Origin of the sequence: Paractinoplanes maris, from assembly GCF_023544465.1 — a bacterium.
GTDB lineage: Bacteria > Actinomycetota > Actinomycetes > Mycobacteriales > Micromonosporaceae > Actinoplanes > Actinoplanes maris.
On the sequence record NZ_JALPVL010000002.1, the window covers coordinates 88,222 to 101,556 of the forward strand.

At 72.6% G+C, this 13,335-nt stretch carries 12 protein-coding genes; 8 read left to right on the forward strand and 4 right to left on the reverse strand.

The window, feature by feature from the left end; all coding sequences use genetic code 11:
• Nucleotides 1-2 precede the first annotated feature (2 nt).
• Nucleotides 3-1,343 (reverse strand): glycoside hydrolase family 26 protein, encoded by a 1,341-nt coding sequence (locus NAG42_RS05280; protein ID WP_250028491.1) that lies wholly within the window; start codon nt 1,341-1,343, stop codon nt 3-5.
• A gap of 245 nt (nt 1,344-1,588) precedes the next feature.
• On the opposite strand from NAG42_RS05280, the gene cysC reads away from it, so the two are divergent.
• From cysC to NAG42_RS05320, 8 genes are all read left to right on the forward strand, one after another.
• Nucleotides 1,589-3,109 (forward strand): adenylyl-sulfate kinase, encoded by a 1,521-nt coding sequence (gene cysC, locus NAG42_RS05285; protein ID WP_250028492.1) that lies wholly within the window; start codon nt 1,589-1,591, stop codon nt 3,107-3,109.
• Nucleotides 3,110-3,206: 97 nt separating this feature from the next.
• The gene (locus NAG42_RS05290) at nt 3,207-4,988 is read left to right on the forward strand and encodes a Wzz/FepE/Etk N-terminal domain-containing protein (RefSeq protein WP_250028493.1); all 1,782 of its coding nucleotides are present in this window, start codon (nt 3,207-3,209) and stop codon (nt 4,986-4,988) included.
• Nucleotides 4,985-6,355: a hypothetical protein gene (locus NAG42_RS05295; protein ID WP_250028494.1), complete on the forward strand. Its 1,371-nt coding sequence runs from the start codon at nt 4,985-4,987 to the stop codon at nt 6,353-6,355. The genes NAG42_RS05290 and NAG42_RS05295 overlap by 4 nt, the downstream gene beginning before the upstream one ends.
• On the forward strand, nt 6,352-7,581 hold the full coding sequence (locus NAG42_RS05300) for a hypothetical protein (protein WP_250028495.1): 1,230 nt from the start codon (nt 6,352-6,354) through the stop codon (nt 7,579-7,581). The genes NAG42_RS05295 and NAG42_RS05300 overlap by 4 nt, the downstream gene beginning before the upstream one ends.
• A gap of 11 nt (nt 7,582-7,592) precedes the next feature.
• Nucleotides 7,593-8,468, forward strand: coding sequence for a sulfotransferase family protein (locus NAG42_RS05305; RefSeq protein ID WP_250028496.1), 876 nt, complete (start codon nt 7,593-7,595; stop codon nt 8,466-8,468).
• Complete coding sequence (locus tag NAG42_RS05310) at nt 8,456-10,018, forward strand: lipopolysaccharide biosynthesis protein (RefSeq protein ID WP_250028497.1); 1,563 nt, start codon at nt 8,456-8,458, stop codon at nt 10,016-10,018. The genes NAG42_RS05305 and NAG42_RS05310 overlap by 13 nt, the downstream gene beginning before the upstream one ends.
• The gene (locus NAG42_RS05315; RefSeq protein ID WP_250028498.1) at nt 10,015-10,749 is read left to right on the forward strand and encodes a methyltransferase domain-containing protein; all 735 of its coding nucleotides are present in this window, start codon (nt 10,015-10,017) and stop codon (nt 10,747-10,749) included. Before NAG42_RS05310 ends, NAG42_RS05315 begins: the two co-directional genes overlap by 4 nt.
• Nucleotides 10,736-11,737, forward strand: a complete 1,002-nt coding sequence (locus NAG42_RS05320; RefSeq protein WP_250028499.1) for a glycosyl hydrolase — start codon at nt 10,736-10,738, stop codon at nt 11,735-11,737. The genes NAG42_RS05315 and NAG42_RS05320 overlap by 14 nt, the downstream gene beginning before the upstream one ends.
• Here NAG42_RS05320 and NAG42_RS05325 read toward each other — a convergent pair.
• The 3 genes from NAG42_RS05325 to NAG42_RS05335 are packed head-to-tail and all read right to left on the reverse strand — an operon-like array spanning nt 11,727 to nt 13,276.
• Nucleotides 11,727-12,092, reverse strand: a complete 366-nt coding sequence (locus NAG42_RS05325; RefSeq protein WP_250028501.1) for a VOC family protein — start codon at nt 12,090-12,092, stop codon at nt 11,727-11,729. The genes NAG42_RS05320 and NAG42_RS05325 overlap by 11 nt on opposite strands.
• Nucleotides 12,093-12,121: 29 nt before the next feature.
• Complete coding sequence (locus NAG42_RS05330; protein WP_250028502.1) at nt 12,122-12,469, reverse strand: TraR/DksA family transcriptional regulator; 348 nt, start codon at nt 12,467-12,469, stop codon at nt 12,122-12,124.
• A 9-nt stretch (nt 12,470-12,478) separates the two neighbouring features.
• Complete coding sequence (locus tag NAG42_RS05335) at nt 12,479-13,276, reverse strand: WecB/TagA/CpsF family glycosyltransferase (RefSeq protein ID WP_250028504.1); 798 nt, start codon at nt 13,274-13,276, stop codon at nt 12,479-12,481.
• Between the last annotated feature and the right edge of the window lie 59 nt (nt 13,277-13,335).

A 13,335-nucleotide genomic window follows, 5' to 3' on the forward strand; every position in this document is an offset into this window, starting at 1 on the left:
CGCTACCGGCGTGGCGTGACCGCGACCTGGAAGATCGGCAGCCGGCCGAGCTTGCGGTAGGCGTCGAGGGCGGCCGGCGTGCTGTCCACCGACGAGTCCTGGCCCTTCTGGTTGCTCGGCGTCTCGAACTGCACCATCGCCTTGATCCGCGGGAACTCCCGGATCTCGCTGCCCATCCGGCGGTAGAAGTCGGCCTTGTATCTCGGGTTCCGCTTGGACGACCAGACGCCCCACTCGGCCAGCATCAGCGGCTTACGGGGGTGCCGGGCGGCCATCCAGTTGTAGAAGCCGGGCCAGGCCCGCTTGCCCTCGAGCCGGCGGTTGAAGACCTCGGAGAACTGGCCGTGGCCGTAACCGGGGTCGCTGTAGGCGTAGGTGTCGAGGCCGATCCAGTCGACCACGTCGTCGCCCGGGTACATCTGGGCGAACCAGCTCTTCTGCGCGTGCGGCACGTAGGTCATGTGCACCAGCACGCTGACGATGTTGTCGGCACCCTTGGCCCGCAGCCGCTTGATGACGTGCCGGTACATCGCGGCGTAGTCGCGCGCGGTGTACCCGGAGCCGGCCTTCTCCCGGACGTCGTTCTCGCCCTCGTGGTGGACGGCGAAGAAGAACTGCTCGGGGAAGTTCTTCTTGATGTGCACGGCGAGCCGGTCGAGGTAGGCGTCGGTCCGCTTGTCCCCCTTGGCGATCTTGGCCCAGGAGGCGGACTCGGGCTTCCAGTTGAGGAACAGGATGCGCCGCTGACCCGGCTGGTGGGCGATCCTGATCTCCTGCTCGGTCGGGAAGAGCTGGCGGATCCCGCCGTGGTAGGCGTGATAGACGGCCTGATGCCGGCCGGTCTTGCGCTCGAAGCGGGCCAGGGCCGAGGCGCCCCGGCTCTCGGTGTGCGCCCCGGGCGCGACGCCCCACAGGACGCCACAGGTGGGCACCAGGTTGTGACCGGTGTAACAGCGGCTCCCGCGGCGCGGCGGCGCGTCGACCACGGTGGCGGCCTGCGCGGCCGGGGCCCGACGGGCCAGCGGCGGCCCGTCCGGCCGGGCCGGGAGCGCGGTGAGCGGCAACGCCACCCCGCCTGCCCGGGCGGCCGCGGCTGACGCCGACGCCGACACCGCCGAGGACGACGACACCGCCGACGAGGACGGGACCGCCGACGACGACGCGCCGGGCGCCGCGGAGGAGCCGGGCGCGCCGGGCGCCGCGGAGGAGCCGGGCGCGCCGGGCGCCGAGGACGGCCGTCGCGCCGGGGCGAGGGCATCGGGGACGCCGGGCTGCTCGGCCGCCGGTGGCAGAGCGGGAACGGTGACGGTCGGGTCGCCGGACATCTCCACCGGCAGACTCATCTGGCTCACGCCTCCGGTCCAGGCCCACACGACCGTGGCGGCGACGGAAAGGGCGAGAGCCGTGGGAACGGCTGCTATTTGAACTAGCCGGTTACGGCGGGGACGTCGACTCACGATCAGCCAGTATTGTGACAAAGGTCCGTTTTGTCTATTACCGGTCGGGAATTGCCGGAGGGAGACCCGTCTCGACCTCGATCAGCGGGGCTGCGAAACTGTCCCCTAATCGGCCGCAGGGGGATACGGAAGTGAATGGTTCGGTGCTGCCCGAGGACGTGCTGCGCGACGCGCCGTCGTACACCCCGCAACCGCATGAGCTGGCGGATCTGGAACTCCTGCTCAGCGGCGCCTACGCGCCCCTGAGCGGATTTCTGGGCCGCGCCGACCTCGCCGCGCTCCGCCGCCGGGGCCGGCTCGCGGACGGGACACGATGGCCGGTCGCGGTCACTGTGGAGATCCCGGAGGAGATCGCGACGCGACTGGTCCTCGAGGACCCGCTGCACCGCACGATCGTCCTGACCGACCCCGAGGGTGCGCCGGTGGCCGCGCTCGAGGTCAGCGACGCCTGGCCGACGACCGAGCGCCGGTACGGCGTCGGCGGCCTGGTGCGGCGGATGGGCGACGGCGGGCACGGCCCGTTCCAGCGCCTCCGGCGGACGCCCGAGGAGGTGCGCGCCCTGCTGCCCCCGGGCCGGGTGCTCGGCGTGATCGCCGACCGGCCCCTGCACCGGCCGCAGCTGGCCCAGATCGCCCACGCGGCCCGCACCCTGGGCGCCCACCTGCTGATCATGATCCCGGTGAGCGGTCCCGGCCCCGACGGCCTGCCGCCCGAGGCCCTGGTCCGGGCCATCTTCGCCGCCCGCGACCGGCTGCCCCCGGCCACGATCGTCGCCGTCCCGCTGCTGACCCGCGGCGACGAGATGCGCGACGCGCTGCTGCGCGCCCGCGTCGCCGGGTCCTACGGCGTGACCCACGTGCTGTCCACCGGCGACATGCTCTCCGGCGGCAACGTCCGGGTGCTCGTCCCGCGCGACCTGGCCTACGACAACCGCGACGGCCAGTGGCGCGGGCGCGACGACATCCCACCGCGCAACCGGCGGCTCGCCATGACCCCGGCCGAGGTCGACGACCTGCTCGACCGGGGCTTCCCGCTGCCCGAGTGGCACACTCCCCCGGCCGTGGCCAAGGAGCTGGTCCGCGCCCGCCCGCCGCGCCGGCACCGCGGTCTGGTCGTCTTCTTCACCGGGTTCTCGGGCTCGGGCAAGTCCACGATCGCCCGCGGCCTGGCCGACTCCCTGCGGGAGAGCGGCGAGCGCACGATCACGCTGCTCGACGGGGACGTGGTGCGCCGCGAGCTCTCGGCCGGGCTGGGCTTCAGCAAGGCTGACCGGGACGCCAACGTCCGCCGGATCGGCTGGGTGGCGGCCGAGGTGGGCCGGCATCGGGGGATGGCCGTCGCCTGTCCGATCGCGCCCTACGAGAGCGCCCGGGCCGCCGTCCGCGCGATGGCCGTCGAGGCGGGTGCGGGCTTCGTGCTGGTGCACGTCAACACTCCGCTCGAGATCTGTGAGCAGCGCGATCGCAAAGGCCTCTACGCCCGCGCGCGGGCCGGGCAGCTGCGCGGGATGACCGGCATCGACGACCCGTACGAGGAGCCGGCCGACGCCGAGCTGTCGATCGACACGACGACGATCACGGTGCCCGAGGCCATCGACATCGTCGCCGCTTACCTGGTGGAGCACGGCTGGGTGGAGCCGAAAATGCAGTAAGCCATCACGTAGGCGGGAGTGAGCCGTTTACCCCTCCGGGGGCAAACGCCCGATTGATGTCACCTTCTCACTCCATCCCCGAAAGGGCCGCCTACCGATGGAAGCGTCTCGCCCTGCCGATGTCTCGCATTATCTCGGCGTCTTCCGCCGGCACTGGTGGATCGCGCTGCTCGCGACGGGTGCCGGGCTGGGCGCGGGCGCCGGGCTGACCTCGGCCATGCCGAAGGTCTACCAGTCCTCCACCGCCGTCCTCGTCCAAGCCGTCGACCAGGACACCAACGCCCAGGGCGGCCGCACCAAGGGCATGGTCAACCTCGACACCGAGGCCCAGCTGGTCGGCTCGGGCGCGGTCGCCGCCAAGGCCGCCGCACTGCTGCGCAGCCCCCGCACGCCGATCGAGCTCGCCCGCGACGTGTCGGTCGAGGTGCCCGCCAACACCACCGTGCTGATGGTGACCTTCCGGGCCGGCCGGCCCGAGGAGGCCCAGGCCGGCTCGCACGCGTTCGCCGAGGCCTACCTGCGCAACCGCGAGGAGACCGCCCAGAACGGCCTCAACCAGCAGATCAAGACGCTCTCGGCGAAGATCCGGCAGCTCACCACCACGCTCGGCGGGATCAACGCCCGGCTCGCCCGGGCCACCCGGGGCAGCTCGGACGAGAGCAACCTGATGAGCCTGCGGCAGAACTCGCAGAACCAGCTCAACGGCATGACCGGCAAGCTCAACGAGCTCACCACGACCACGATCGGCGCGGGCAGCATCATCAGCGACGCCCGGCTGCCCGAGGAGCCGGTCAGCCCCAACCCGATGATCAACCTGGCCACCGGTGGCATGCTCGGCCTGCTGCTCGGGCTCGGCCTGGCGTTCCTCCGCGAGCGGTACGACCGCCGGCTGCGCTCCGCCTCGGACGTCCGCGACCGGGGGCGCATGCACGTGCTGGCCGCCCTCGACGAGCGCACCACGCCGCACTTCGACGATGTGTTGCAGCCCTACGGCGCCGGCGGCCGGATCTTCAACCGGCTGCGCAACGAGGTGCTGGCCACCCTGCCCCCGGGCGATCAGGTCATCGTGGTCACCGGGGCCAGCCGCGGCTCGGCCAGCACGCTGGTCGCCGCCAACCTGGCCGCCGCCCTGGCCCGTACCGGAAGTGACGTCGTGCTGATCGGCGCGCATCTGCCGGACAGCGTGGTGGATGCCGCCCCGCTGGCCCGGATGCTCGGCGTGTCGGCCGTACCCGGACTGTCCGACCTGCTGGCCGGGCGCGTCGGCCTGGCCCGGGCGCTGCAGCGCACCCCGCGCATCCCGTCGCTGCGGGTCATCACCACGGGTGGCACCGCCACCGCGGCCGGGCTCATGCAGTCGCAGCGGCTGCGGGACACGCTGGAGGCGTTGCGCCGGCAGGGCGGCTACGTCGTCATCGAGGCACCGTCGACCGCCAGCAGTGCCGACGCACAGAGCCTGGCCAGCCTGGCCGACGCCGCGATCCTCGCCGTCGAGCTGCGCCGGGCCCGTCGCCCGGCCCTGCTCGACGCGGCCGAGCAACTGCGGCGGGTGGGCACCCCGCTGCTGGGCGCCGTGGTGCTGCCCCGCCTGACCCACCTGCGGGCGGCCGAGCCGATGGGCCCGGCCGTCACGCTGACGCCACCGTCGCCGTCGCCGTCGCCGGGCCCGCGACCGGACGAGACGGCGGTTCTCGACCGGGAACTGATGCAGCCGAAGCGCTTCCCGACCAACACCGTGTCGAGTGCCGAGCGGACTGCCGCCACCCAGCAGTTGAGGCAGCGGGTCGCGGACAGCGCCGAGGAGATCACCGCGGTCATCGACATGTCCGGACTGGACACCTCGGACAGCTCCCAGAAGCCCGACGGCGACCCGGCGTGACCGCGGTGTCCCAGGCCACGGCGCAGGTCGCCGGCGGCCCGGCACACGTCGCGCGCACCGTGGCCCTGCCGGCCTGGCCGGTGGCGAGCATCCTGGCCTTCTATCCGATCTGGTGGGCGCTCGGCCTGGGCGTCCTGATCTTCGCGCTGATGGCCGTGCCGATGCTCTATCTGCTGATCCGGCGGCGCGCGGCGGGCCGGCCGGTCCGGCTCCCACCCGGCTTCGGCTGGTGGGTGCTCTTCCTGGTCGCCGTGGTGGTCAGCATCGGGGCACTCGGGGCCGACCCGGCGGGCACGGTGGCCGGGCACGCCACCGGCCGGCTGCTCCCGGCGGGCTACAAGGCGCTCATGTACGCCTCGCTGACCGTGCTGCTGGTCTACGCGGGCAACCTCACCGAGGCTGAGCTGCCGAAGCGCCGCCTGGTCAAACTGCTCGGCTGGCTGTTCGTGGTGACCGTCCTGGGCGGGCTGCTGGGCATGGTGGCCGGCACGTTCGAGTTCACCTCGCCGGTCGAGTGGCTGCTGCCGGGCAGCGTGCGCAACAAGGGCTTCGTGCAGTCGCTCGTGCACCCGTACGCGGCCCAGATCATGGACATCGTCGGCGACAGCCAGCCCCGCCCGGCCGCGCCCTGGGGATACACCAACACCTGGGGCAACAACTTCTGCCTGCTGGCCGGCTGGCTGGTCGTGGCGGCCTGGCAGTACGGCCGCGGCAAGGCGAAGTTCTGGGCGAGCGTCTGCCTCGTCGTGTCGATCGCCCCCGCCGTGTTCTCGCTCAACCGCGGCCTGTGGATCGGCATGGGCGTGGTCATCGTCTATGTCGCGGCCCGCAATGTGCTCGCCGGCAAGTTGTGGATCCTGGGCGCCGTCGCGGTGGCCGGGGCACTGCTGACCGTCTCGCTGGTCGCCACGCCGCTCGGCACCGTGGTCGGGGCCCGGCTCGACAACGGCAAGTCCAACGGCGTGCGCTCGTTCCTCATCGAGCGGGCCCTGGACGGCTTCCAGGGTTCACCGGTGATCGGATACGGCGGCACGCGCAACACCGTCGGCGGCCGGAACTCGATCACGGTCGGCGAGAGTGCGGGCTGCGAGCGCTGCGGCAACTTCACGGTCGGCGGCAACGGCCAGCTGTGGCAGCTGCTCTTCGCGCACGGCGCGGTGGGCACCGCCGGTTATCTGGGCTTCTTCGCGTACGGCCTGTGGCGGTTCCGCCGCGACCGCAGTGCCATCGGGGTGGCGGGCGGCGCCGCGATCGTCACGTCGTTCTCCGCGATGCTCTGGTACAACTCGCTGGTCACCCCGCTGGCCTTCATGGTTCTGGCGTTTGCGCTGCTCTGGCGCAACTCATCCGAGGGGGAAACGACATGAGCCCGGTGAAGACCGCGCCCGCCGAGCTGACCGCGAAGGACGCCGAGCTGCGCACGCGGTATCTGACCGAGGTGATGGACCTGCTCTATCCACCCCCGTGCCGCACCGATGGCACGCCCGGCACCCCGATCGCCGAATACCTGGTGGTGCCGGACGCCCGGCGTCCCCGGCTGCTGGTGCCCTCGGGCTCGCGCCGGGTGGCCGCCGCGGCCGTCCGGCGCTACGCCGAGCCGCAGTCGCGGGTGGCCCGGCTCAAGCGCGAGGCCGTCGTCGCCGCGGTGCGCACCGGCGCGTCCAGCGTGCTGCTGCGCGACCGGATCCGGGTCACCGGGCCGTTCTCCCAGAGCATCGACGGGCACCTGAGCGAGGCGCTCGCCCGCGAGCTGTCGGTGAGTGTCCACATCGGTCCGGCGCGGGCCAACCGCAAGCCGGTGCTCCAGCTGATCGGGCCGGACGGGGACACCTTCGGCTTCGGCAAGCTCGGGCCCGGGCCGCTCACCCAGCAGCTGGTGCGGGCCGAGACGGCCGCCCTGACCTCGCTCAACAACAGCGGGCTGACCCAGCTGACCGTCCCCCGGGTGCTGCACTCGGGGCAGTGGCGCGGGCTCGAGGTGCTGGTGCAGTCGGCGCTGCCGGTGTGGCTGCCCCGGGCGCCGCTGAGCCGGCGCCGGCTGGTCGCGGCGATGCTCGACATCGCCGGCTGCTGCGGCCACACCACGGGCGCGCTCACCGGCAGCGCCTACTGGCACGAGCTGCGGGCCCGGCTGGACGCGGTGGGCGACCGGCCCGAGGGGGTGGCGCTGGCCTCGGCGGCCGAGCTGCTGGTGCGGCGGGCCGGCGACCTCGTCCTGCGCTACGGCGCGTGGCACGGCGACTGGGCGCCCTGGAACATGGCCAACATCGCCGACACGCTGCTCGTCTGGGACTGGGAGCGCTTCGCCGGCGGGGTGCCGCTCGGCTTCGACGCCGTGCACCACGAACTGCAGAAGCGCATCCAGGAGACGCCGGATGCCAAGGACGCGGTGGAGGCCACCGTGCGGGGCGCGGCCGAGTTGCTGGCGCCGTTCGGCGTCCCGGTGGCCGGCCGTGAGGTGACCGCCCTGCTCTACCTGGTCGAGCTGGCCACCCGATATCTGACCGACCGCCAGGCCGAGGCCGGCGCCCGCCTGGGTGTGCTCGGCACCTGGCTGCTGCCGGTGCTGATCCGGCGGGTCGAGGAGCTCTGAGGAGACCAACCATGGACGTCCGTAATCTGCCGGCGCCGGTGAAACGCGTCGTGCACCTGGGTTCGCGCTCGCTGGGCCGGCTGACCGCGCCGGGCCGGATGACGCCGGCTTTCCTGATCTGCGGCGGGCAGCGCTGCGGCACGACCTCGCTCTACCGCGCGCTGGCCGGGCACCCGGTGGTGCTCAAGGCCGTGCTGCACAAGGGCGTGCACTACTTCGACACGTCCTACGACCGCGGCATGGCCTGGTACAAGGGTCATTTCCCGATGCTGCGCAGCGCCGAGAAGATCGGCGAGCGATACGGGGTGACGCCGCAGACCTTCGAGTCCAGCCCCTACTACATGTACCACCCGCAGGCGGCGGCCCGGATCGCCCGCGACCTGCCGCAGGCCCGGATCGTCGTGCTCGTCCGCGACCCGGTCGAGCGTGCCTATTCGCAGCACCATCACGAGGTCGCCCGTGGCTTCGAGACCGAGCGGGACTTCGGGGCCGCGCTGGCCCTCGAGCCGGCTCGCCTGCACAAGCAGGAGGAGCGGCTGGCCGAGGACCCGCGGTACTACAGCTTCGGCCACCAGCACCACGCCTACCGGGCCCGGGGCGAATACGCCCGCTACCTCAGCGTGATGGCCCAGCACGTCGGTCGCGAGCGCATCCACGTGGTGGAGAGCGAGCGGTTCTTCGCCGAGCCCGAGCCGGTCTACGACGAGGTGTGCGAGTTCCTGGGCCTGCCCAGCTATCTGGAGCGGCCGGCCTTCGAGCGGCACAACGCGCGCCCGCGGCAGAGCGACATGGACCCGGGGCTGCGCCGGGAGCTGACCGATCACTACCTCCCTCACGACGAGGCCCTCGTGCCTTGGCTGGGGCGCATGCCGGTATGGCGGTCCTAGACCAACCGGCTCCGGTCACCCGGGGGGTCGCCCGCGGCGGGCTGGCCAACATGGCCGGCTCGGCGCTGGCCGGCGGGGCGGGCGTGGTGGTCACCTGGGTGGTGGCCCGCTCGCTGGGCGCCGAGCAGGCGGGCGCGTTCTTCGCCGCCACGGCCGCGTTCGTGCTCGTCGGCGGGCTGGCCAAGCTGGGCACGCAGACCGGGCTCGTCTACTGGCCGGCCAAGCTGCGGGCCACCGGCCGGGAGCACCTGCTGGGCGCCTGCCTGCGCGCCGGGCTGAGTCCGGTGATCGTGTTCTCGGCGGTGCTGGCCGGGGCGATGTGGCTGGCCGCGCCGGCGATCGCGCACGTCACCGCCCGCGAGGCCGGGCAGGTCGTGGACGCGCACACCGCCGGGCTGCGCGTGCTGGCGGTCTTCCTGCCGTTGCAGGCGCTGACCGACGCGCTGCTCACGGCCACCCGCGGATACCGGGCGATGCGACCGACCGTGCTGCTCGACCGGATCCTGCGCAGCGGTCTGCAGCTGGTGCTGGTCGGCGCGGCCGGGGTCGCCACCTTGTGGACGGCCGGATCGTTGCCGGCCTTCGCGCTCGCCTGGGCGGCGCCCTACCTCCCGGTGACGGTGCTCTCGGCGTACGCGCTCCGCAAGGTCTATCGCGCGAGCAAGCCGCCCGGGGTGACCACCCACCGGGCCGAGCGCCGGGCCCTGCGACGCGAGTTCTGGCGATTCACCGGGCCGCGGGCGCTGGCCAGCGTGGCCCAGCTCGCCCTGCAGCGCATCGACGTGCTGCTCGTGGCGGCCCTGGGTGGGCTGGCGCCGGCCGCGGTCTACGCCGTGGCGGGCCGGTTCGTCGTGCTCATCCAGTTCGCCAACCAGGGGATCTCGCAGTCGGTGCAGCCCCGGCTGGCCGAGGCGCTCGCGGTCGGCGACCGTCCGACGGCCAACCACCTCTACCGGACCGCCACCGGCTGGCTCGTGCTCGTCACGTGGCCGGTCATCCTGCTGGTGATCTTCTTCGCGCCGCTGTGGCTGCGGCTGTTCGGCGATCGCTACGCGGCCGAGGGCGCGCCGGTGGTGACCGTGCTGGCCGCCGCGATGCTGGTCGCCACCGGCTGCGGCATGGTCGACATGGTGCTGGCGATGGCCGGGCGCACCTCGTGGAACCTGGCCAACGTGCTGGTCGCACTGGTCGTCACGATCACCCTGGACGTGCTGCTGATCCCCCGGTACGGCGCTCTGGGCGCGGCGATCGGGCTGGCCTGCTCGATGGTCGCCAACAACCTGCTGCCGCTGATCCAGGTCGGCCGGTCGGTCGGCCTGCACCCGTTCGGCCGGGGCACGCGGGCCGCCGCCGCCCTGTCGCTCGCCTGTTTCGGCGTACTCCCGTGGGCCGTCACCGCGATGGCCGGCGACGGCCCCGCCGGCCGGACCCTCGCCATGCTCGCCGCCGGACCCGCGTTCCTGGCCGGCGTCTGGCTCCTACGCGTTCCGCTCGCTCTGGGCGCATTCCAACCGAAGACCGCGTTCAAACCGAAGAGGAGGACGAGTTGACCACCGACTACACCAAGGTGTTCCAGGACAGCGATGCCGTCGAGAAGTACGAGAACATCACGTACGCGCCGGACAGCTACGCCTCGCAGATCAACGAGCGCCAGCAGGACTACCTGCGCACGCTGGTCCGCCGCGAGTTCGGGCCGCTGGCGCCGGTGCAGCACGACTTCGCCTGCGGCACCGGGCGGGCCATCCGCACCCTGCACGGGCTGGTGCGCGAGGCGCACGGCTACGACACGTCGGCCGAGATGATGGCCAAGGCGGCCGAGGTCGGGTCGCGCGCGACCTGGCACCAGGTGGCCCCGGACGGGCCGGTGCCGCACCCGGAGCCGGCCGGCTTCCCGGCCATCGTGACCATGTTCCGCCTGCTGCTCAATGTGGATGACGCGGTCCGCGACCGGGCGCTCGCGTTCGCCGCCCGGGCCCTGCCCACCGCCGACTCGGGCATCCTGGTCGTCGAGAACCACGGCAACGCCGGGTCGGTACGCCACCTGCGGGCCCGCCGGCACAAGGACGAGCGCTGGTTCGCCGAGCTGTCCCACGCCGAGGTCGCCACGCTGCTCGACCGGCACGGCTTCGTCATCGTCGAGCGGCGCGGCTTCTCGATGATCACCCCGTCGTTGCACGGCAACCGGGTGGCGCGGGCGGCCGACGCGGCGATGCGACGGCTGCCGGGCAGCGACGCCTACGCCGTCAACGTTCTCTACACCGCGCGTCGTGTCCACGCGTAAGCGCTACGCGGCCGTGCTGGTCGCCGCTGTGCTGCTGCTGGCCGGCTGCACGTCCGACCCGGACGAGCCGGCGCCGCCGCCCGCGCCCGACCTGACCCGGGCGCCGGGTGCCGTGGCTGTCAACAAGGGGCCGTTCCAGGCCGGCCCGGTCAAGGCACCCCGGCGCGGGGCACTGTTCGGCGCGTGGATCAAGCCGGACGAGCTGACCCACGTGGGCCGGCTCGCGGCGGTCGAGAGCCTCCAGGCCGACCTGGGCCGGTCGCTGACCATCGTCAACACCTACCGCCGCTTCGAGCAGATGGTCGGCACGCCGTCCGACAAGGAGTTCCTGGCCCGGGGCGCGACGCTCATGGTGAGCTGGGCGACCGGCGACAACCGGTCCATCCTGGACGGTGAGCACGACGACCTGATCCGCAAGCAGGCGCGGGCCATCCGCAAGATCAGGACACCGGTGCTGCTGCGGATGCGCTGGGAGATGGACCGGCCCAACCTGCGGGCGACGATGTGGTCGGGCCCCGACTACATCGCGGCCTGGAAATACGTCCGGGACATCTTCCGCCAGGAACGGGCGAACAACGTCTCGTGGGTGTGGTGCCCGACCGCCGAGGGGTTCATCCGGGGCGACGCGCCCGGCTTCTATCCGGGCGACGACCAGGTCGACTGGACGTGCGTGGACGTCTATGCCGGGGAGCGCTTCGAACCCATCGGCACCCTGATGGGCCCGTTCCTGACCTGGGCCGCGCAGCGCCCGAAGCCGATCGTGATCGGCGAGTTCGGGGTGGCCAGGGCGTGGGGCTCGGCGGGCCGGGCGGCCTGGCTCAAGGACGCGCGGCGCACCTTCAAGGTGAACCCGCAGATCAAGGCGATCACCTACTTCGAGTCGAACCCCGAGGGCAACGGACCCAAGAAGCAGTTCCAGCTGACCGGCGATCCGCCGGCGTTCAAGGAGTTCCAGTCCATGGTGCGGGATCCCTATTTCAGTCCCTGATCTCCTCCAGGAACTCGAGCCGGTTGCCGTGATCGTCCTGTGCGTAGAACCGCCGGTGGCCCGGGAAGTGGGGATCCCACTGCACCGGGCGGCCGGCGGTCTCCAGCATCCCGGCCAGCAGGTCGAGACCCGTCACGAGTACGCCGGGGTGAGCGCGCGTCTGCGGCCGGAAATCCTCGACCGGGCTGACGTGCACCTCCCACCCGCCGCCCCGGAACCAGCAGCCGCCCCGGGCCGCCAGCACGGGCGGCTTGGCCAGCTCGATCATCCCCAGCACACCGGCGTAGAACGCGCGGGCCGCCTCTTCGCCACCGGGCGGGCACAGGATCTGGACGTGATGCAGGCGCTCGAACATGCCACTTATTAAACCGTACGTACGTCTTGCTAGCGACCCGCTCGCTGGGCACAGGCGACGCACGTGGTGGCGAACGGGCGGATCTCGAGACGCTCGGCCGCGATGACCTCGCCGCACACCTCACAGCGGCCGTAGGTGCCGGCGTCCAGCCGGGTGAGGGCGTCGTCGACCGATACCAACTGGGCCCGGGCCGCCGCCAGGACGGCGGTCAGCTGCGCCCGCTCGTAGGCGATCGTCGCGCCCTCGGGGTCGTGCTCGTCGTCGGCGTTGTCGGCCCGGGACGCCTCGAACAGGGCCCGGAGATCCGCGTCGAGCGTGGCGATCTCGAGCTTGGCCTGCTCGCGCAGCCGCTCCAGCGCGATCCGGTGACTGTCCACGGCTCCAACCTAGCGAGCCCGGGCGCGCTGGGCCGGGGCCTGGGCGAGCAGGCGCAACGCGTACGGGGCGTCGTGGCGCAGGTAGCGGCCGGCCAGGCGGCGGGGCTCGGTGCCGAGGCGGTGCGCCCATTCCAGGCCGGTGCGCTGCATCCAGCGCGGGGCCCGCTCGATGTCGCCGGCGATGAAGTTGACCGCGGCGCCACAACCCAGGAACCAGGTTTGCGGCAGCTCGGCCCGCAACCGCGTGATCACGCGCTCCTGCTTGGGATAGCCCAGGCCGACGAAGACCAGGTCGGGGCGGGCGTCGACCACCTTCGCGCAGACATCGGCGTACGCCAAAGGATCCCGCTCGAAGCCGAACGGCGGGCAGCTCGTGCCGGCCAAGCGCAGACCCGGACAGGTGGCCAGGAGCCGATCGGCGGCCCGGGTGGCGCCGTCCGGGGTGGCGTCGTCGGTCGCCGGCGCACCGCCGAGCACGAAGATCGAACGGCCGTCCAGACCGAGGCCGGCCGAGAGAGTCCGGATCAGGCTGCTGCCGGCCACCCGCTCGGGCAGGGGCGTCCCGCTCAGCTTGCTCGCCCAGACCAGCGGCATGCCGTCGGCGACGATCAGGTCGGCGTCGGCCAGGTGCCGGCGGCACTCGTCGTCACGCTGGGCCCGGCGCAGGATGTCGATGTTCGGGGTCAGGATCCGGCCGCCGCGGCCGTGCGTCAGCGCATCCCGCACGACCGCCACCACCTCGGCCTCGGTGATCCGATCGATGCCGGTCCCGTCGAGCTGGACCCGATCGAAAGCCTCGACTGACACGCCACGCCTCCTTCACGCTTGTTGGTTCGTTATACGAGCGAAACGAGCGAAGGTGGGCC

Bases quoted from the DNA above. Each gene is read 5' to 3' on its own strand.
- NAG42_RS05280 (WP_250028491.1), bottom strand. From the start codon at position 1,343: ATGAGTCTGCCGGTGGAGATGTCCGGCGACCCGACCGTCACCGTTCCC.
- NAG42_RS05290 (WP_250028493.1), top strand. From the start codon at position 3,207: ATGGAAGCGTCTCGCCCTGCCGATGTCTCGCATTATCTCGGCGTCTTC.
- NAG42_RS05300 (WP_250028495.1), top strand. From the start codon at position 6,352: ATGAGCCCGGTGAAGACCGCGCCCGCCGAGCTGACCGCGAAGGACGCC.
- NAG42_RS05305 (WP_250028496.1), top strand. From the start codon at position 7,593: ATGGACGTCCGTAATCTGCCGGCGCCGGTGAAACGCGTCGTGCACCTG.
- NAG42_RS05310 (WP_250028497.1), top strand. From the start codon at position 8,456: ATGGCGGTCCTAGACCAACCGGCTCCGGTCACCCGGGGGGTCGCCCGC.
- NAG42_RS05325 (WP_250028501.1), bottom strand. From the start codon at position 12,092: ATGTTCGAGCGCCTGCATCACGTCCAGATCCTGTGCCCGCCCGGTGGC.